Below are 18,740 nucleotides of genomic sequence, written 5' to 3'. Positions count from 1 at the left end.
GGCCCACGACAGTTGCGAACGGGGGAGCGCTATGCGCTTTCCCCAGGGGAGCGCTATGCGCTTTCCCCAGGGGAGCGCTATGCGCTCTCCCTAAACTCGTCATCGGCCGTGTCGGGACCGCCCATCGACATATCGAGGGCAAACCCCTTGGCGCGGGCCTGCTGGCCGGCGACCGTATTGGCCGGCGCCTTGCTGGCCGGCTTGCGCGGTGTGGCCGGAGCCCGGCTGCGGACGGTGAGTTTTGCAGCCGGCGTGCGATCGCGGCGCCCGCCCGCCATGTCAACCCTGAAGAAGGCGATCGAGGTCTGCAGTTCCTCGGCCTGGGAAGCGAGCTCCTCGGAGGTCGCCGACATCTGCTCGGAGGCACCGGCATTCTGCTGCGTCACCTTGTCGAGCTGCTGGATTGCCTCGTTGATCTGGGCAGCCCCGATATCCTGTTCGCGGCAGGCAGCACTGATCTCGGAGACCAGTTCCGCCGTCTTGCGGATGTCGGGCACCAGACGGCCGAGCATATCGCCGGCTTCCTGGGCGGCCGTCACGGTATCGCTCGACATGGCGCTGATTTCGGCGGCAGCCGACTGGCTGCGTTCGGCAAGCTTGCGCACCTCCGAGGCGACGACCGCAAAACCTTTGCCGTGTTCGCCGGCGCGTGCTGCTTCCACAGCGGCATTCAGAGCCAGCAGATCGGTCTGGCGGGCGATCTCCTGGACAATGCCGATCTTCTGGGCGATCGTGCGCATGGCATCGACGGCCCGGGAGACGGCCTCGCCGCTGGCTTCAGCATCCTTGGCCGACTGACGGGCGATCTTTTCCGTTTGCGCCGCGTTGTCAGCGTTCTGCTTGATATTGGAAGCCATCTCTTCCATCGAGGCGGAAGCCTCTTCGGCCGAAGCCGCCTGTTCGGTGGCGCCCTGCGAGACCTGCTCGGAGCTTGCCGAGAGTTCCTGGCTGCCGGAAGAGACGTTCTCGGCGGCGGAGATCGCGTCGGCGACGACGCCGCGCAGACGTTCGACCATCTGCTCCAGGGCGAGGCCCAGCGCATCCTTGTCGGAGAGCGGCTTCGGAGACACCGTCAGGTCGCCGTTTGCGATCTGATCGGCGATGCCGGCGGTGGTCCGCAGGTTGGAGATCATGCTCTGCATCGCGATGCCGAGCGTATCCTTGTCCGAAAGCGGCTTGGCATCGGTACTGAGGTCGCCCATCGCGATCTGATCGGCGAGTGCTGCCGTGGCGCGCAGGTTGGCAGTCATGGTGTTGACCGTGTTGATGAGATCCTTGATCTCGTCATTGGTCTTGACGTCGACCTTCTGGTTGAGGTCGCCGATTGCGACGGCGTTTACGACGGTCGTAATCTTCCGCAGACCGTTGTTGATGCCGAGCGTGATCCACAGTGCAGCGCCGAGAGCGATGAGCACGGCGATACCGGAAGCGGTGCCGAGGATCAGCTTGGTCGAATTGTAAAGATCGGTGTTCGACTGATCGGTCGCCTTCATGCCCTTGCGCTGGATCTCGATGAGTGCGGCAATCGCGTCACCCATGTCGTTGGTCATCGTGCGCAGGTCGCCGAGCGACAGCGCCAGTGCACCGGCTTGATCGCCCCTGGCGTCAAGCTGCTGCAGTTCGGCGGATCTGTCGCGGAATTTCGCACCGATCGTCTGCAGCTTTTCCCAATAGGGCTTGCCTTCGGGCGAAGCGATGGCGTGGCCGGCATCGACGGCATCGAACATCGCCTGCAAGTTCTGGTCGGCCTCCTTGTAGAAACCGGCAGCGGCGTCGGGTTCGGTGGAAAGCAGCGCGTTCTTCTGAGCGCGGATGGCGTTGACTTCGGCAACATTGGCGTTCAGCGCCAGTTCCAGGCGGCGCATCGGGCCGTCGATCATATTGCCGCTTGCATCGTTCAAGGTGCCGAGGCTCAGGCTTCCATAAACCGCGATGCCGATCAGCAGCAGCGTCATGATGCCGAAGGCAAGACCCAATTTGAGCTTGATGGTGAAACGCATGTGAGACCCCCTGTTTGCGGTCAAAACGAATGGATAGAGACACGTCCCATCGGTGGGGCGTCGAGCGTGAAAGTGATGTGTCTGAAAAGGGGGAAAGCGACTACATTCACTTCCCGGCAGCCGGACATCTATCGATCGCAGCGCCAACGCCTACATGCGTTGGGGGATATCCCGCCTCGGGCCACCGGAGCAGCCCGAGGGATCACATGGCGAAAGCGTTCAGGCGCTTTTGCCAGGGGAGCGCCTATGCGCTCTCCCTAAAGTCGTCGTCGCCGGCGTCTGGACCGCCCATCGACATATCGAGAGCAAAGCCCTTGAGACGCTGCTGCTGCGCCGAAACCGTCTGGCCACGGCCCTGGCCGTTGGCCTGCGGGGCGGGTTTGCGGACAGCAGCCGGGGTCTTGATCACCTTGGTCGAAGCTTTTGGCTGGGCCTTGTAGGCGCCGGTCCGTGCGCCTGCCGTATCGACCTTGAAGAAGGCGATCGAGGTCTGCAGCTCTTCGGCCTGGGAGGCGAGCTCCTCGGAGGTTGCCGACATCTGCTCGGAAGCGCCGGCATTCTGCTGCGTCACCTTGTCGAGTTGCTGGATCGCTTCGTTGATCTGCGAGGCGCCGATATCCTGTTCGCGGCAGGCCGCACTGATCTCGGAGACAAGTTCCGCCGTCTTGCGGATGTCGGGCACCAGCCGGCCAAGCATGTCGCCGGCATCGGCGGCAGCCTTGACTGTGTCGCTCGACATCGAGCTGATTTCGGCAGCGGCCGACTGGCTGCGTTCGGCAAGCTTGCGCACCTCCGAGGCGACGACCGCAAAACCCTTGCCGTGTTCCCCCGCACGAGCGGCTTCGACGGCAGCGTTCAGAGCCAGCAGATCGGTCTGGCGGGCGATCTCCTGGACGATGCCGATCTTCTGGGCAATCGTCCGCATGGCGTCGACAGCACGCGTCACCGCTTCACCGCTCATCTCCGCGTCCTTGGCCGACTGGCGGGCGATCTTTTCGGTCTGGGCGGCGTTATCGGCGTTCTGCTTGATGTTGGCGGCCATCTGCTCCATCGAGGCAGAAGCCTCTTCGGCGGAAGCCGCCTGTTCGGTAGCGCCCTGCGATACCTGTTCCGAGCTTGCCGAAAGCTGCTGGCTGCCGGAAGAGACGTTGTCGGCGGCCGACAGTGCGTCGGCGACGACGCCGCGCAGGCGTTCGATCATCGTATTGACGTTGCCCAGAAGTTCGCCGATTTCGTCATGGCTGGTGATATCGGCCATCTTGGTCAGATCGCCTTCCGACACTTCGCGCACCACGCTGTTGGCACGGCCGAGGCCCTTGCTGATCGTGCTGGCGATCCAGAACGCGGTAAAGGCAGCAATCAGCAGGGCAACGGCGGCGACCGCAACCATCATTGTGCGCGTCGTCGTGTACTGCGCTTCGGCGCCGTCGTCGGCAGCCTTCATACGCTGCTTTTCAAGTGCCAGGATTTCGCTGAGCGTCGAGTCGATGTCGTTGGCAGCGACCCGCGCCGTCGTGACGGAAACGGCATTTGCGCCTTCGGCATTGCCGGCCTTCATATATTCCCGGATCTGATCGTCGGCTGCCGTGAAGCTCTTGGAAAGTTCGGCGATGCGCGCCCAGCGCGCCTTGCCTTCTTCCGTGGCCAGCTCCAACACCTGGTTGAAGGCGTCGGTGAAGTCCTTGCGGGCCTGATTGCCCTTCGCGATTGCGCCAGCCGTCTCGTCTGCGCTGCGGGCAGTGAGCAGGTTCTTCTGCTGGCGGATCTCCTCGAGCTGGGCAATGTTGATCTGCTGCGCCAGATCGAGCCGGGCTGCCGGGCCGGCGAGAAGCTTATCGATCGTGTCATTCAGCGATCCAAGGCTGAAGATACCGTAAGCGGCGGTGCCTACGAGCATCAGAATGATGAAGGTGAACGCGGTCACCAGTTTCGTCTTGATTGTCAGTCGCATAGTCCCCAAACCCCTCGTTGAATTCATTCAGCGTCAATTAGCGGCTCCCGCCGCATCTCGCCTCGATGAAAAAATCGCCTGCAGATTGGGGAGAATGATGAACTCTCCGCCCCTTTTCACCAGGCAGTTGATGTAATCGGCGCGCCAGCGCATGCCGACACTCGGCGGGGCCTCGCTCGCGGACTTTGCAAGCGTCGTCACCTCGTTCACCTTGTCGGTCCTGAGGCCGACGAGCGTCTGCTCGCCCTGCAGATCGATCTCGATGACGATGATGCGGCTGTCGATTGTCGCCTCCGCCGCTTCCATCCCGAAGGCGAGACGCAGATCGGCGAGCGGAATGACCTTGCCACGAAAGTTGATGACGCTGGCGACGAAGGGCTGGCTGCCCGGCACCGCGGTCTCGGGAAGCAGGTCCAGGATTTCCTGGACGATGACCGCTTCCAGCGCGAAGGTTTCGCCGTTGAGATCGAAGGTCAGGACTTCGACTTCCTCGGCATAGTTCCAGTGATTGTCAAATCGTTCGGCTGCTGCTGTTGCACTCATCCTGCTACACGCAATTGCGCCTCCTGTTGCTGACCCGCGGCAACCAGGTGCCCGACGTCGAGAATGAGAGCGACGCTGCCGTCGCCGAGAATGGTGGCGCCCGAGAAGGTCGCGACGTTATTGTGCAGTTTCGACATCGACTTGATGACCGTCTGGTGGTCGCCGATGATCTGGTCGACGACGAGGCCGACGCGCTCCGTGCCTGTGGAGATAACGACGACCTTCTGATGCACATCGGGTTTTGTGCCGGTGCGGAAGAGGTCGCGCAGGCGCAGGAACGGCACCAGGCTGTCGCGCAGCGAGATGAAGCTGCGGCCGCGCGAACGAAGATCTTCCTCGAGCGACAGTTCGAGGCATTCCTCGACCGCCGAGAGCGGGATGACGTAGCGGCCGGAACCGACGCGCACCAGCAGGCCGTCGATGATGGCGAGCGTCAGCGGGATGCGCAGCGACACTTCCGAACTCTGTCCCGGCACGCTGACGATGTCGATCGCGCCGCGGAGCGCCTCGACCGTCTTCTTCACCACGTCCATGCCGACCCCGCGGCCGGACAGATTGGTGATCGCGGCTGCCGTCGAGAAGCCGGGGGCGAAGATCAGCTGCAGCAGCTCGGAGTCGGAAAGCGGCTGGCCGGGCTGGATAAGGCCGGAGGACTCCGCCTTGGCGCGCACCCGTTCACGATTGATGCCGCGGCCGTCGTCCCTGATCGAGATGATCACCTCGCCGCCGGCCTGGCGGGCCGAAAGCGTCACCGTGCCGGCTTCCGTCTTGCCGGAGGCAAGGCGGTCGGCGGGCGTTTCGAGGCCGTGATCGATCGAATTGCGCACCAGATGCACAAGCGGATCGGCCAGACGCTCGATGACCGTTTTGTCGACTTCGGTGCTCTCGCCCTCCGTCACCAGCTCGATCACCTTGCCGGTCTCGCGGGCGAGATCGTGAACGAGGCGGCGGAAGCGGGAGAAGAGGGTGGCGACCGGCACCATGCGCAGCACCATCATCGTGTCGCGCAATTCGCCGGAGAGACGTTCGATTTCTTCCGAGACGGAGCGCAGTGCAATATCGGTGCTGGCGCTGGCGAGCTGGCTGAGGCGCGATTGCGCGATGACGAGCTCTCCGACGCGGTCCATCAGTTCGTCGAGACGTTCGGCCGGAACGCGGACATTCTCGGCCGCCTTCGCCTGGCTGACGGCGGCAGGCGCCTCGCGCTTGGCCGGAACCGCCTCGACAGGACGGAACTCCGGGACGGTGGTTGGTGAAACGGCGGCCGCCGATGCCGCGACGACAGGGGCAGGTGCAACCTTTTTCTCGACCGGAGCGGCGGTTGCCGCTGCCGACGTGTCGATCTCCTCGACGCTGAGTTCCATATCATCGAGCACGAAGATGAAGACGTCGTCGATCGCCGAGCGGTCCTGGTCGCTGGTCAGCGTCACGTCCCAGGAAATGTGGAGTTCCGTCGGAGCCAGCGCGTCGAGGGGCGGAATGGCCGAGGTGTTGGCGCGCACGGTGCATTCGCCGAGATCGCGCAGCTCGTCCAGCAGGCCGAGCGGGTTGGTGCCGTTGGCCATCGAATTGGCGGGCAGGCTGAAGCGGATGCGCCAGCAGTTCTTCTTCGCCGCCGCGTCGCGCACCGCTGCGGAAACAGCGGCTGGCGCTGCTGCAGGCGCCGCTTCCTTGCCGCCGACGGCAGCCTGCAACTGCGCCAGAAGCTTATGCCCGGTATCGCCATGATCGGCGTCCGGCTGGTCGACCAGCGCCCGCATATGGTCCTGGGCGGCGAGAACGGCGGCGACGAGTTCGCTGGTCGCCGCGACCTCGCCCTTGCGGACGCGGTCGAAGGCTGTTTCGCAATGATGGGTGAAGGCGGCGAGCGCCTCGAAACCGAACATCGCGCCGGAGCCCTTGAGTGTGTGGAGGCCGCGGAACACCGCGTCGACGAGATCCTTATTGTCGAGCTGGTGGGTCAGGTCGAGAAGACCGGCCTCGATCGCTTCGAGGCATTCGGCGGCTTCGGTGCGGAATACGGCGACGGGATCGAGCGTACTCATCGTCCGAGAACCTTCTTCACGATCTTCACCAGGCTTTCCGGGTCGAACGGCTTGGTCAGCCAGCCCGTTGCGCCGGCGGCCTTGGCGCGCGCCTTGAGATCGGCGTCCGATTCCGTCGTCAGGAAGATGATCGGGACGCCGGCCTGCGCCGGCAGCTTGCGCAGTTCCTCGATCATCGTCAGCCCGTCCATGACAGGCATGTTGAGATCGGTCACGATCAGATCGAAGCTGCTGCCCTTGGCCGTCGCGAGGCCCTCTGCCCCATTGACCGCCTCGGTGACACTATAACCGGCATTGGTCAGCGTGACCTTGGTGGTCAGACGAATGCTGGCGGAATCGTCGACAGTCAGGATATTTGCAGTCATAATGTCACCTCTTTATGCAACCAGAACTTTGCGTCTTCATGATCGAAGGATTCGATGAAACCTGCGCGCTCAAGTACCTTGAGGACCGAGCCGCTGGCCGGCGAAGAAAGCTTGAATGTCTTTCCCTTGGTTTTTGCTTGGCGGCGCGAGGATTCGATAAGTTGAACGAAACTCAGATCCGCTTCCGCGCCTTCGGGAATGCTGATGATGATTGTATCATTACTATGAAATTCATCAGCAAACTTTGAATATAGTTCAGACATGTTACGAATGCTGAGCACGTCCGGTAAATTTATAGATTCGTAATATTGTTTCTGAGTATCCAATGCAGCCTCCTGGGCCAGAAAAATACTTGATGACCCTAAAAGGACTCTCACGGCAGCGTTAATGCAGAGTAAACAGCGGTTGTAGGAAACTGCCGTATAGCGCGTTCCGCGACTCCCAATTCTCATCCGGGATAAGTTGTATTTTTTCCTCAAAATTTAGAAATAAATAAAGTAAAAACAGTATGTTGAATCACACCTCACCACCGTGACTCTTTCATCGGAACCTCAACAACATCTTTCGTTAATCACAACGCTGGCGAGTCCCGGCGCGTTTACCGGACGTTTCCATCCTGCCCGTAAAAATAGAGTCGAATTGCCTGTATTTTAAGAAAAGGTATAAAAGTGGCACACGCTCTGGTATCATCGAACGCTGTAGCCTACACATCTGGGCGGGACATCAGCCAGACCCTGGAATCTGCTCGTAGCCAGGTCGAGGAACGTTTCCTCGAAGGCGGCACCGTGCTGCTGTCGGTGATGGATGTACTCAACCGTCTGTTGAACTCGCTCGAGAGTGTCACCACGACGCTCGACAACAAGGAGGCGAGCGACACCAGTGCCGATCTCCGCGCCACGGTGGAGAGCCTGATGGCGCTGCCCGTCACCGAGGAAAACCGGCAGCAGGCGCTCGTCTCGCTGGCGCATACCGGCAAAGAGCTGCGCAAGCACGTCGCTGACATGCAGGAGACGATGCGTTATCTCAGAACCTTCGCGGTGACCGTGAAGATTACCGGTGCCGGCCTTGCCGAATTCGCCGGCTTCGCCCAAGAGATCCTGGAGCGCATCTATTCCGGCACCGATGAGGTCAACCGTTTCGCCACGCACCTCGACAGTCTCGACAAGGAGGTCAAGCTCGCCGCCTCCTTTGGCGCCGGTGTTTCCAAGGGCTATGCCGATACTGTTCCGGCCGTCGCCGGAGCCCTGCGCGATGATGCCGCCAAGATCGCCGGACATCGCAAGGATCTCGGCGTCATCGCCCGCGAGGTCGGCGCAATTGCCCGCGCCGTCCAGGGCAAGGTCGCCTCGACGCTGTCCGCCCTGCAGATCGGCGATATCACCCGCCAGCGCATCGAGCATGTGCAGGCCACCTTTTCGCTGCTTGAAGATTTCTTTGCCGGCGAGGATGGCGCCAGACTCGACGCCGGCGCGCGCCAGCGCCTCCAGAACGTCATTCACCATCTGACAGCGGCGCAGATGAGCGACATGTGCGTAAATTTCCAGCGGGATTCCGAAAACGTCGTCAAGACGATCGCGAGTTTCGACCACGACATGCGGGAGATCCTCAAGCTGCGCGATCAGATGAGTGGTCAGAGTGGCGAGGCCGGCGGCAACTTCATGCGCGCGCTGGAATCCAGCGTTTCGGCCGCCCATGAAATCGTCAAGCAGGTCGATACGGCAAGCCGCCAGGCCGACCAGGTGAGCCAGTCGACGATCGGTACGGCGGCCAAGCTCTCCGAAGCGATCGGCAACATCCGCGCCGTCAAGACCGACATTCACTATATGGCGTTGAATACCAACTTGCGCTGTAGCCGGCTCGGCGAGGAAGGCAGGTCGATCAACGTCGTCACCGCCGAACTGCGCATCTTCGCCGGCAAGCTCGACGATTCCGCCGACGCCATCGTCAACGGCCTGCCGGCGCTCGAAGCTGCGGCCGGGCGCGTCGCCCCCGCCACCGATGCCGGAGCCGGCAATCTCGGAGAAAGCCTGACCTCGGCCGTCGGCAACATCCGCTCTGCAGCCAACGTGATGGAAAACGAGCTGAAGGTGCTCGCCGAGAACGGTCGCGAGGTCGCCACCAAGATCAGCCTGCTGATCGGCAAGCTCGATTTCCAACATAATCTGGGCGAAGTCCTTGCCGGCTGCGCCGATATGCTCGAAGGCGTCGCCGGCACCGATGTCGCCGATATCTCCGATCTCGCTGAGACGATCGCGCCGCTCGACCGCAAGATCTTCAAGCACTATACGATGGTCCAGGAGCGCAGCATTCATCGCGGCATCATTCCGGCGAGCGAGGACGGCACCTCCGCTCCCGCCGAAACCGCCAAAGCCGAAAACGATGAAGACCTCTTCGCCGATGCGCTTTTTTAGGTTGAAACGCCTGTCGTCGGCCGGGTCGACAAACGGCCGCTATCGCCGCCGGAACTTGTTGGCGGCGTCGATCGCCGCCTTCTGCTGGGCGTCCTCGATGCCGAGATAGAAATCCTCGAGCGCCGGATCGGCGAGCCCGGCCCGGCGCGACAGCACGTACCACTTCGCCGCCTCGATCGGATTGGGCGCCGTGCCGATCGCGTTGATATAGAGATGGGCGAGCTTGTTCTGCGCGGCGACATTGCCGCCATTGGCGGCAAGTTTCAGCCATTCGAAGCCCTTGACGTAATCCTTCGGCCCGCCGACGCCGTTGACGAGCCAGATACCGAGATCGAGCTGGGCCGTATCGAAGCCGGCGCGCGCCGCGCGCACCATCCATTCGCGGGCAAGCTTCTTCTTTTCTTCCGGCAGGTCCTTCAGCGTCGCATAGATCTGCGCCACGGCATATTGCGAATCGGCAATGCCCTGCTCGGCCGATTTCTCGTAGAATGGCAGCGCCAGCCTCAGTCCCTTCTCGCCGGGATTGTCGGCGATGAGAAGCTGTGCCCAGTTGAATTCCGCCGAAGGATTGCCGGCCTCGGCCGCCTTGTGCATGTAGTCGTCGGCCTTGACCTTGTCACGAGGCACGCCCTCGCCTTCCATCAGGATCAGCGCATATTTGAACATTGCCGCCGCATCGCCGCCTTCGGCCGCCTTGCCGTACCAGAAGGCAGCGTTCTTCACGTCCTTCTTGACGCCGAGGCCCTGCGAGAGGATTTCGCCGATCAGCGTCTGCGCCGCCGGATCGCCGAGCTGGGCGCGCGGCAGCGCCTTGTCCATTGCCGTCAGGTAATAACCGCGCTGGAAGGCGCCGTAAGCCTCGTCGATCGGCCCCTTGTAATCCTTCTCCGGCGGCAGGTCCGGCAGCTTCGCGCCCATGCGGTCGAATACGCCGACGCCGTCGGAGGGTTGCACGCCCGGGCTGGAAGGCCGATCGGTGCGAAAGGTCGAAGCCGGCCCCGTGCCCGGCTGACTGATGACGCTGTCAGGCGCCTGCGCCAAGGCAATATTCGGCCCGGCCGCAAGGAAGGCGGCCATGCCGGCGAGGAGATATTTCAAATGACGGGCGGGCGGGATCGGCATGAGCGCGATTTCAATCCTCAAACCGTGGCGCTTTTTCGTCAAGCAACGCATTGATCTCGGCAACGACGGACGGCGCCCGGGCGGGCTCGCCGAAAACCGCCAGCCGCATCGCCACGAACTCCGCTCCGGTCTCGGCGACGGCGAGCGCCGAGGCCGGATCGGTGCCGCCCATGACGATGCAGGGGATCTCGATCATCGAGGCCCACCATTCGCCGAGCGCCAGGTTCTTCGGATGCGCCTCCGGCTTGATGTCGCCGTCGAGCTTGCCGAAGAAGATATAGTCCGGCCTGACTTCGCCGATCTCCAGCGCATGGTGCCGGTCGGCCGCGTTGCCGCCGCCGACGATCAGCTTCGGCGCATGTTTGTCGATCGCCTCCGAAAGGGCCTCCGCATTGCCGGAAAGGTGCAGGCCGTCGGCCTTCGCCCGGCCTGCGACACGGCTGTCGCCTGCAATCAGCGCGGCGGCGCCAGCGCCCTGGATCAACGGCACCAGCTTTTCGGCATGTTTCTGGAAGGTGCCGTCGTCGAGCCCGTATTGCGGCACGATCACCGAAGCGACATCGCCGCCCTTGAGCGCGTCGGCGACGATCTTTGCCTGTTCATCGGCATCGGCGATATCGGCTACGATGAGCACAAGGCGGCAGCGGTTTTCCGGTTCGGTCATGGGGTCTTTCCGTTTCCTGCGAATTCCCCTTCGAAATGAGGGATCCGCACTCGTTTTGTGTGAGTAGTTCCGTTAGACGAGGCTTGCAAGAGGAGGACGTCGAAAGCATGCCGCAGGATTTGTTATTCTACTACGCCGCCGTGCCCGCCGTTCTGCTGGTGGGCCTCGCAAAGGGCGGCATGGGCGACGCTTTGTCGCTGATCGGCTTGCCCTTCCTCGCCCTTGTCGTCTCGCCGGTCGAGGCGGCGGCCATCCTGCTACCGATCCTGGTTTTCATGGACATGATCTCGCTCGTCATCTGGCGCAAGCATGGCGACTGGACGACGCTGAAGATCATGCTGCCCGGCGCCTTCACCGGCATTGCGCTGGGCTGGGCGACCTCGGCTCTGGTTCCGGGCAACTTGCTGCGCATCGTCATCGGCGCGGTGACCGTCCTCTTCTGCCTGCGCTATTTCTGGAGCACTTTCGGCCCGGGCGCCGGCAAGGTGATCCCGCCGCGCAGCCAGCGGCCGGTAGCCGCCAACCTCTGGGGAACATTTTCCGGTTATGGCAGCTTCGTCGCCCATGCCGGCGGTGCGCCCTTCCAGATCTATGCCCTGCCGCTCAAATTGCAGCCACGCGAATATACCGGCACCAGCGTGCGCTTCTTCGCGATCCTCAACGCTGTCAAGCTGATCCCCTATTTCGCGCTCGGCCAGCTCGGCACCCAGAACCTTGCGACCTCCGCAACGCTTCTGCCCTTTGCTCCGCTCGCCACCATTGCCGGCGCCTGGTGCGTGCGCCGCATGAGGCCACAGATCTTCTATCCCTTCATCTATACAATGGCGCTGATCGCCGCCTTCCTGATCGTGCGCGAGGGCCTTGGCTGGTAAGAGGCCCTACAGCGCCGCTGCACTTCGCATTGCTGCAATTCGCTGCAATGCACAATTTCCTTGCTGGCGCGGCCGGTTTGACGTAGCGTTGCCGCCATGTCGAACACCGACCCTTTCTCTGCGATTGCCGATCCGAACCGGCGGTTTCTGCTGGAGGAATTGCGTCGCGCGCCACGGACGGTCAATGAGCTCGCCGAAGGCCTGCCGATCAGCCGTCCAGCTGTTTCACAGCACCTGAAGGCGCTTCTCGACAGCAATCTCGTTTCCGTGACCTCGGAAGGCACCAAACGCATCTACACGGTCAATAACCGCGGCTTCGACAAGCTCAATTTGTGGCTGGATCAGTTCTGGGCCTGATGCAGGTTCCCATAAGATCTGGGGATACGATGCGAATCATAAGAACGCGATGTGGGACGTGACAGACCCAAAAGCGCCAGCCACGATGCCGGATGCATCGGACTGGCGCAAATATGGTGTCAAATCACCGGTTCTTGCAAATTTTTGGCGGAATGGATGGATTTACCTTGTTGCGCAAGATGATCGCCCGGCGACCCTTGGGAAGATTAGTGGACGGATGACTTAAGACGCTGAATCTCGTCCTTGATGCGCAACTTGCGGCGCTTGCATTCGGCAAGCTCCGTATCCGAAATAGAGGGAGATGTTCTGAGCGCGTGCAACTCCTCCTCGAGAGCGACATGCTTTTTCTGGAGTGACTCAAGATGAGCTTGAACAGTCATATGACCCTTCCTTCCTCTTACCCTCCCCGGCCAACATCGTCGGGGATCAAGGTGTCAACGGGCGGGACTGTGACATATTTTTGAAGGCTTGTCGAAGGCCAAAAGATGAAGACTGGATGGCAATTTCATGATCAAGACTAACTAGCCGTTACCTGTATTTGATGATAGGAGCTTGCGGAAATCATCGCCAGATCGGACAAGGTCCAAGGACGATAACGGGGAATGCATATGGCCGATCAGGAACAGGCGGAAATCAGGCTCATAGTGGCGCGCCTGCGCCAGGAGCACGAAGATTTCGACGCCGCGATCAACGCCATGATCCAGACCGGATGCGACGCTCTGCGGATCCAGCGCATGAAAAAGAAGAAGCTCGTTATCAAGGACAGGCTCTCCAAGCTGGAAGATCAGATCATCCCTGACATCATCGCCTGAGAGGGAATAACAGCAACGATGACAGACAGACCACCCGTCGCCATCATCATGGGCAGCCAGTCCGACTGGGAGACCATGAAAAACGCCGCCGACACGCTGGAGGCGCTGGAAATTCCCTATGACGCGCGCATCATTTCGGCCCACCGCACAGTCGACCGGCTAGTCAATTTCGCCAAGGGCGCACGCGCGGAGGGCTTCAAGGTCATCATCGCCGGCGCCGGCGGCGCCGCCCACCTGCCGGGTATGACCGCCGCGATGACGCCGCTGCCGGTCTTCGGCGTGCCGGTCCAATCGAAAGCCCTGTCCGGCCAGGACAGCCTCCTTTCCATCGTGCAGATGCCGGCCGGTATTCCTGTCGGTACGCTCGCCATCGGCAAGGCCGGCGCAGTCAACGCCGCCCTTCTCGCCGCCGCCGTGCTTGCCCTTTCCGACGAAGAAATCGCCGACCGGCTCGACGAATGGCGCGAGCGCCAGAGTGCTGCCGTCGCCGAATACCCGATGGACGATCTATGACGGCACGAACGATCGGCATTATCGGCGGCGGCCAGCTCGGCCGCATGCTGGCCATTGCCGCCGCCAGGTTGAATTTTCGCACGGTCATCCTCGAGCCGCAGGCAGACTGCCCGGCCGCCCAGCTCACCAACCGGCAGATTACCGCCGCCTATGACGATCCCTCGGCACTGGCCGAACTCGCCGATATCTGCGACGTCGTCACCTACGAATTCGAGAACGTGCCCGTCGCAGCCGCCGAAACGCTGTCGGCGAGCGTGTCTGTCTATCCGCCGCCGAAGGCGCTGGAAGCCGCCCAGGACCGCCTCGTCGAGAAACGCTTTCTCAATGGCTGCGGCATATCAACTGCCCGCTTCCATGCGATCGACAGCCAGGCCGATCTCGAGGCGGCACTGAAGGATTTCGGCGGCCAGGGCGTGCTGAAGACCCGCCGTCTCGGTTATGACGGCAAGGGCCAGAAGGTTTTCCGCTCGGCCGCAGACAGCCCGGATGGCGCCTATGCAGCACTTGGCGGCGTGCCGCTCATCCTCGAAAGCTTCGTTGCCTTCGAGCGCGAAGTCTCGATCATCGCCGCCCGCGCCACCGACGGTACGGTCGTCTGCTTCGATCCCGCCGAGAATGTCCACCGCAACGGCATCCTCCACACCTCGACGGTTCCCGCTGCGATCGCTGCGCCGGCGGCGGACGCCGCGCGCCAATCGGCCGAGAAAATCCTTGCCGCGTTGAACTATGTCGGCGTCATCGGCATCGAATTCTTCGTGCTTGCCGATGGCGGCCTGGTCGCCAATGAGATGGCGCCACGTGTCCACAACTCCGGCCACTGGACGGAAGCCGCCTGCGTCGTCAGCCAGTTCGAGCAGCATATCCGCGCCGTTGCCGGCCTGCCGCTCGGCAATGCCGAGCGCCATTCCGACTGCGTCATGCAGAACCTGATCGGCGACGATATCCTTGCCGTTCCCGACTGGCTGCGGCGCCCCGATACGCTGGTTCATCTCTATGGCAAGACCGAGTGGCGCCCCGGCCGCAAGATGGGCCATGTCACCACCTTGACGCCGAAATCGCCGGTTTTGGCCTGAGAAAACACCCCTGTGCCTTGGGAAAAACACCTTCATGTGGTTGACACGGAAAAGGTGACGGGGTATCTGCTCCCCCACCTAAACAGCGCGCCCGATGGCGCGCTTTTGATTGTTAAAGATACGGGCGAATGTGAATTCCCCCATAGAGATCGCGGATCAGAAAAATGAAGATCAAGAATTCGCTCAAGTCGCTCAAGGCTCGTCACCGTGACAACCGTCTGGTTCGCCGCAAGGGCCGCATGTACATCATCAACAAGCTGAACCCGCGCTTCAAGGCTCGTCAGGGCTGATTTCGCGCGTCCGGATCGCCCTGCCGCGTGAGCTTGCGCCGGCAGATATATCCGGTGGGTCGCTGCGGTGATCACGTCAAATTTGTTTGATCTTCGGCGCTGGCGGGCTAATATGCCCGCCATGCGCTTTTTTGCTTTGACATCAGCGGCGCTGCCGCTCGCCCTCATTTTCCTCACCTCCTCCTTTCCGGCCGCCGCCGCGAAAAAGGACGTCATCGTCGAGCAGGCGGATGCCCACAATGCGCCGAAGCAGCACCTCGACCAACTCTTCAGCCAGCTGAAGCGTGAACGCGATCCCGAAAAGGCCAGCGGCATCGCCAATGAAATCCGCATGGAATGGAACGATTCCGGCAGTGCCACCGTCAATCTGCTGATGCAGTGGGCCGACAAGGCGATCGAGGAAAAGCGCAACCCCGCGGCCCTCGATTTCCTCGACGAGGCGATCGCGCTGAAGCCCGATTATGCCGAAAGCTGGAACCGCCGCGCCACGCTGAATTTCGTCATGGGAAACTATCGCAAGTCGATGTCCGACATCGAACGTGTGCTCGATCTCGAGCCGCGCCATTTCGGCGCGCTCTCCGGCATGGCGGCGATCCTCAGCAATTCCGGTAACGACCAGCTGACCTTGAAGGCGTGGGAGCGTTTTCTCGATATCTATCCCGCCGAACGCACCGCACAGGAACAGGCCAACACGCTTGCGGAAAAACTTGCCGGCAACCGCACCTGATTCCCGGTCAGCGATCTTGACGTCGGATCACGCTGCACAATTTTAGAATAGAGAGGGAACGATGTGGCGGTTGTCAGCCGCAGGACGTCCCGCAATTATCGCTCGTTGAGATCATGCTTGCAGAAGTTTCCGCTCTTCTCGCCCCGCTTGCCGCCGCCATCGGTTACTCCACTTATAAGGCGCGGCAATTCGAACACGCCTATCCGAATATCGGCGAACTGACGGATGTCGGCGGCTACCGCATGAATGCCGTCCACGTCGAGCGTCCCGAAAATGCGGATCTGCCGGCGCTGGTCTTCATTCACGGCGCCAGCGGCAATCTGCTCGACCAGGTCGTTGCCTTCCGCGCCGCACTCGAAGGCCGGGCGGAAATGCTGTTCGTCGATCGTCCCGGTCATGGCTATTCCGAACGCGGCGGCCCTGAGAACGCCGTCCCCTCCGGCCAGGCAGATGCAATCGCCAGGCTGATGGAGAAGCGTGGCATCGGGAAAGCGATCATCGTCGGCCATTCCTTCGGCGGCGCGATCACCGCCGCCTTCGGCCTGCGCCATCCTGACAAGACCGCCGGCCTGCTCTTCCTCGCGCCCGCCACCCATCCATGGCCGGGCGGCATCGACTGGTACTATCATGTGGCAACCGTACCGATCGTCGGCTGGCTCTTCAACCACGCGATCGTCGTGCCGCTCGGGCTCAGCCGGCTGGAGCGAGGCACGCTGAATGTCTTCCGCCCCAATCCTCGCCCGGCCGATTACATCGAAAAAACCGGTCCGTCGCTGGCGCTGCGCCCCAGCGCCTTCCACAACAACGCCAACGATTTCAAACGACTGCTTGCCTATGTGAAGGAGCAGTCGCTGCTCTATTCGCAGATCACCGCGCCGACTGTCATCATAACGGGCGACCGCGACGAGATCGTCTGGGAACACCTGCACTCGCGCGGCCTTGCCCGCGATATATCAGGCTCGGAGCTCATTACCGTCAGCGGCGTCGGCCACAAGCCGGATTACCTCGCAACCGATGTCGCCATCGCCGCCATGGAGAAGATATCAGGCAAGCCGCGCGACCTGCAGGCAATCGCCCGCAAGGCCGAAGCGAGGCTTGCCGCCACCTCACGCGATCGGACGGCCGCAACCGCGCCGTCGTTGAGGCCAGGCGCCCTGCACGGCGTATGACCTCTCCGGCTTGGATTTCCGGTCGGCGACAGCCTGAAGCCTACCTCACGCGCTGAGACGCACACCCCCGTCACAGGTGATGACGTGGCCGCTCATGAAGCCGTTTCCAATCAGGAAGGCAATCGCCTCTGCAATATCCTCCGGCTTGCCGACACGGCCGACCGGCGTGCGGCCGGCGAAATCCGCAAAAACGCTCCTGCGCTGCTCGGGCGGCAGGAAACTCCACCACGGCGTATCGACGACCCCAGGCGAAACGCCGTTGACGCGCAGCGGCTTCAGTTCGGCGGCAAGCACCGGCACCATCGCCTCGATGCCGGCATTGACGGCCGCAAGCCCAGCCGTGCCGGGCATCGCAGCTTGCGCGCTGACCGCCGAAACGAAGGTGATGCTGCCGCCCGGCTGCAGCAACGGCAGCGCCGCCTGAGCAGCCGCAGCATGCGGAATGAGCTTGGTCTGGAACCCGGCAAGCAGATCCGCCATGTCGAGCGTCGCAAAAGCTCCGGCGCCGTGACCGCTGCCCATCGCCAACACGAGATGACCGAATGCGCCAACCCCAGCAAAAGCCTCCCCAAGGTCGGAAAGCTCAGCCGCATCGAGGACGAGGCTGCGCAGATCGCCATCGAGCGATGCCTTCGCCGCCGCAAGTTTTTCGCCGTCACGGCCTGCAATGGTGACCGTATATCCCTGTTTCAAAAGTAATTTCGCCGTGGCAAGGCCGATGCCGGAAGAACCGCCGATGACGACCACATGCTGCAAAGACATGATGCTGCTCCTTGAATTGATCGAGCCGCAGACGCTTCAACCACCTGCGACACCGGCATCATGCGCGGCCCGGAAACGGCAAACAGTTCCGATTTTATCCTGGTATCAATACTGATATGATTCCCGCCATGGACCAGAGATCCGACACATTCGAAGCCCGCCGCCGTGAATTCGCAGCCTTCCTGCGCTCCCGTCGCGAGCGGCTGGCGCCCTCCGAGGTTGGCCTGCCGGAGGGGTTTCGCCGGCGCACGCCGGGTCTCCGCCGCGAGGAGCTCGCCATGCTCGCCGGCGTCGGCACCACCTGGTACACCTGGCTGGAACAGGGCCGTGATGTCAGGCCCTCCATGCAGGTGCTCAACGCCCTTGCCGATGCGCTGCGCCTCGACGAGGCCGAGCGCCGGCATCTCTTCACCCTCAACAATCGCCATGCCCCGCAGGTAGTCTCGTCCGCACCCGAATGCGTCGACGAGCCGCTGCAGCGCATGCTCGCCAACCTGACACACCAGCCGGCCTATGTGCTCGGCCGCCGGTGGGACGTGCTCGCCTGGAACCGCGCCGCCGACGTGCTGTTCGGCGGTTACGACACGCTCGAACGTGACGAGCGCAATACCATGCATCGCCTCTTTGCCGACCCCGCGCATCGCAAGCTGCTCGTCGACTGGGAAGCCGTTGCCCGCGTATCGCTGGCGATGTTTCGCGCCGACAGTGCGCGTTATGCCGGCGATCCGGATTTCGATCGGCTGATCGCGCTGCTGAAACAAGCAAGCCCTGAATTTCGTGATTGGTGGCAGCGCCATGAGGTCGTCAACCCGCTATCCGGCATCAAGCGCATCAACCATCCCGTCAAGGGCCGCATGTCCTTCGAACATACCGGCCTGACACTGACCAGTCGGCCGGAGATGAAGCTCATCGTCTATACGCCCCTCGATGACGACGACACCAACCGGAAACTCGCCGAACTGCTGACGCTCTAGATTTTGTTTTTACGTAAGTCGTCGCCGCAAACTCGCGACATACCTTGCGCGACATGTTTTAAAGCCAATCCCTTGCATTGCCTCGGGCTG

At 62.1% G+C, this 18,740-nt stretch carries 20 protein-coding genes; 10 read left to right on the top strand and 10 right to left on the bottom strand.

The annotated features are described in order from the left end of the window. Positions 1 to 77: 77 nt before the first annotated feature. The 6 genes from HX898_RS25750 to HX898_RS25725 form a co-directional block, all read right to left on the bottom strand. Positions 78 to 2,000, bottom strand: a complete 1,923-nt coding sequence (locus HX898_RS25750; RefSeq protein WP_138390528.1) for a methyl-accepting chemotaxis protein — start codon at positions 1,998 to 2,000, stop codon at positions 78 to 80. 244 nt (positions 2,001 to 2,244) lie between these two features. After that, complete coding sequence (locus tag HX898_RS25745) at positions 2,245 to 3,951, bottom strand: methyl-accepting chemotaxis protein (RefSeq protein WP_180196170.1); 1,707 nt, start codon at positions 3,949 to 3,951, stop codon at positions 2,245 to 2,247. 33 nt (positions 3,952 to 3,984) lie between these two features. Continuing rightward, a complete protein-coding gene (locus tag HX898_RS25740; RefSeq protein ID WP_003542822.1) occupies positions 3,985 to 4,494 on the bottom strand; it encodes a chemotaxis protein CheW in 510 nt (169 codons plus the stop codon). Beyond that, positions 4,491 to 6,539, bottom strand: coding sequence for a chemotaxis protein CheA (locus HX898_RS25735; protein WP_180196169.1), 2,049 nt, complete (start codon positions 6,537 to 6,539; stop codon positions 4,491 to 4,493). The genes HX898_RS25740 and HX898_RS25735 overlap by 4 nt, the downstream gene beginning before the upstream one ends. After that, on the bottom strand, positions 6,536 to 6,904 hold the full coding sequence (locus HX898_RS25730; RefSeq protein ID WP_003542824.1) for a response regulator: 369 nt from the start codon (positions 6,902 to 6,904) through the stop codon (positions 6,536 to 6,538). The genes HX898_RS25735 and HX898_RS25730 overlap by 4 nt, the downstream gene beginning before the upstream one ends. Then, entirely contained in the window at positions 6,901 to 7,230 is a 330-nt protein-coding gene (locus HX898_RS25725) for an STAS domain-containing protein (RefSeq protein ID WP_180196168.1), read from the bottom strand. Before HX898_RS25725 ends, HX898_RS25730 begins: the two co-directional genes overlap by 4 nt. Before the next feature lie 342 nt (positions 7,231 to 7,572). Here HX898_RS25725 and HX898_RS25720 point away from each other — a divergent pair, with 342 nt between their 5' ends. Next, positions 7,573 to 9,315, top strand: a complete 1,743-nt coding sequence (locus tag HX898_RS25720; protein ID WP_180196167.1) for a chemotaxis protein — start codon at positions 7,573 to 7,575, stop codon at positions 9,313 to 9,315. Between the two features lie 39 nt (positions 9,316 to 9,354). Here the strand turns inward: HX898_RS25720 and HX898_RS25715 are convergent, their stop codons facing one another. Both HX898_RS25715 and HX898_RS25710 read right to left on the bottom strand, forming a co-directional pair. Then, positions 9,355 to 10,437, bottom strand: a complete 1,083-nt coding sequence (locus HX898_RS25715; RefSeq protein ID WP_180196166.1) for a tetratricopeptide repeat protein — start codon at positions 10,435 to 10,437, stop codon at positions 9,355 to 9,357. 10 nt (positions 10,438 to 10,447) lie between these two features. Beyond that, positions 10,448 to 11,101 (bottom strand): thiamine phosphate synthase, encoded by a 654-nt coding sequence (locus HX898_RS25710; protein ID WP_017989377.1) that lies wholly within the window; start codon positions 11,099 to 11,101, stop codon positions 10,448 to 10,450. Between the two features lie 107 nt (positions 11,102 to 11,208). Here HX898_RS25710 and HX898_RS25705 point away from each other — a divergent pair, with 107 nt between their 5' ends. Next, on the top strand, positions 11,209 to 11,973 hold the full coding sequence (locus HX898_RS25705) for a sulfite exporter TauE/SafE family protein (RefSeq protein WP_180196165.1): 765 nt from the start codon (positions 11,209 to 11,211) through the stop codon (positions 11,971 to 11,973). 96 nt (positions 11,974 to 12,069) lie between these two features. Continuing rightward, positions 12,070 to 12,330, top strand: a complete 261-nt coding sequence (locus HX898_RS25700; RefSeq protein ID WP_003542830.1) for a metalloregulator ArsR/SmtB family transcription factor — start codon at positions 12,070 to 12,072, stop codon at positions 12,328 to 12,330. Between the two features lie 206 nt (positions 12,331 to 12,536). On the opposite strand, the gene HX898_RS25695 is transcribed toward HX898_RS25700, so the two are convergent. Continuing rightward, positions 12,537 to 12,710, bottom strand: coding sequence for a DUF465 domain-containing protein (locus tag HX898_RS25695; RefSeq protein ID WP_003542831.1), 174 nt, complete (start codon positions 12,708 to 12,710; stop codon positions 12,537 to 12,539). A gap of 228 nt (positions 12,711 to 12,938) precedes the next feature. Between HX898_RS25695 and HX898_RS25690 the strand changes: the two genes are divergently transcribed. The 6 genes from HX898_RS25690 to HX898_RS25665 all read left to right on the top strand — a co-directional run bounded on the left by HX898_RS25690 (position 12,939) and on the right by HX898_RS25665 (position 16,914). Beyond that, a complete protein-coding gene (locus HX898_RS25690; RefSeq protein ID WP_003542832.1) occupies positions 12,939 to 13,142 on the top strand; it encodes a YdcH family protein in 204 nt (67 codons plus the stop codon). 18 nt (positions 13,143 to 13,160) lie between these two features. Beyond that, positions 13,161 to 13,655 carry a 5-(carboxyamino)imidazole ribonucleotide mutase gene (gene purE / locus HX898_RS25685; RefSeq protein WP_011653459.1) on the top strand — a complete coding sequence of 165 codons (495 nt, stop codon included), beginning with the start codon at positions 13,161 to 13,163 and terminating at the stop codon, positions 13,653 to 13,655. Further along, positions 13,652 to 14,728, top strand: a complete 1,077-nt coding sequence (locus tag HX898_RS25680; protein WP_138333392.1) for a 5-(carboxyamino)imidazole ribonucleotide synthase — start codon at positions 13,652 to 13,654, stop codon at positions 14,726 to 14,728. Before purE ends, HX898_RS25680 begins: the two co-directional genes overlap by 4 nt. Positions 14,729 to 14,892: 164 nt before the next feature. Then, a complete protein-coding gene (ykgO, locus tag HX898_RS25675; RefSeq protein WP_003542835.1) occupies positions 14,893 to 15,018 on the top strand; it encodes a type B 50S ribosomal protein L36 in 126 nt (41 codons plus the stop codon). A gap of 112 nt (positions 15,019 to 15,130) precedes the next feature. Further along, positions 15,131 to 15,745: a hypothetical protein gene (locus HX898_RS25670; RefSeq protein ID WP_180196164.1), complete on the top strand. Its 615-nt coding sequence runs from the start codon at positions 15,131 to 15,133 to the stop codon at positions 15,743 to 15,745. 113 nt (positions 15,746 to 15,858) lie between these two features. Beyond that, positions 15,859 to 16,914, top strand: a complete 1,056-nt coding sequence (locus HX898_RS25665; RefSeq protein ID WP_138333390.1) for an alpha/beta hydrolase — start codon at positions 15,859 to 15,861, stop codon at positions 16,912 to 16,914. Positions 16,915 to 16,959: 45 nt separating this feature from the next. On the opposite strand, the gene HX898_RS25660 is transcribed toward HX898_RS25665, so the two are convergent. Beyond that, entirely contained in the window at positions 16,960 to 17,676 is a 717-nt protein-coding gene (locus tag HX898_RS25660; protein WP_180196163.1) for an SDR family oxidoreductase, read from the bottom strand. A gap of 116 nt (positions 17,677 to 17,792) precedes the next feature. On the opposite strand from HX898_RS25660, the gene HX898_RS25655 reads away from it, so the two are divergent. Further along, positions 17,793 to 18,650 (top strand): helix-turn-helix transcriptional regulator, encoded by an 858-nt coding sequence (locus tag HX898_RS25655; protein ID WP_138333386.1) that lies wholly within the window; start codon positions 17,793 to 17,795, stop codon positions 18,648 to 18,650. Positions 18,651 to 18,740 lie beyond the last annotated feature (90 nt).

The organism is Rhizobium sp. WYCCWR 11128 (genome assembly GCF_013416305.1).
Classification (GTDB): Bacteria; Pseudomonadota; Alphaproteobacteria; order Rhizobiales; family Rhizobiaceae; genus Rhizobium; species Rhizobium indicum.
Note: the sequence above shows the minus strand (reverse complement) of the source record. Positions and strands in the feature narration are given on the sequence as shown.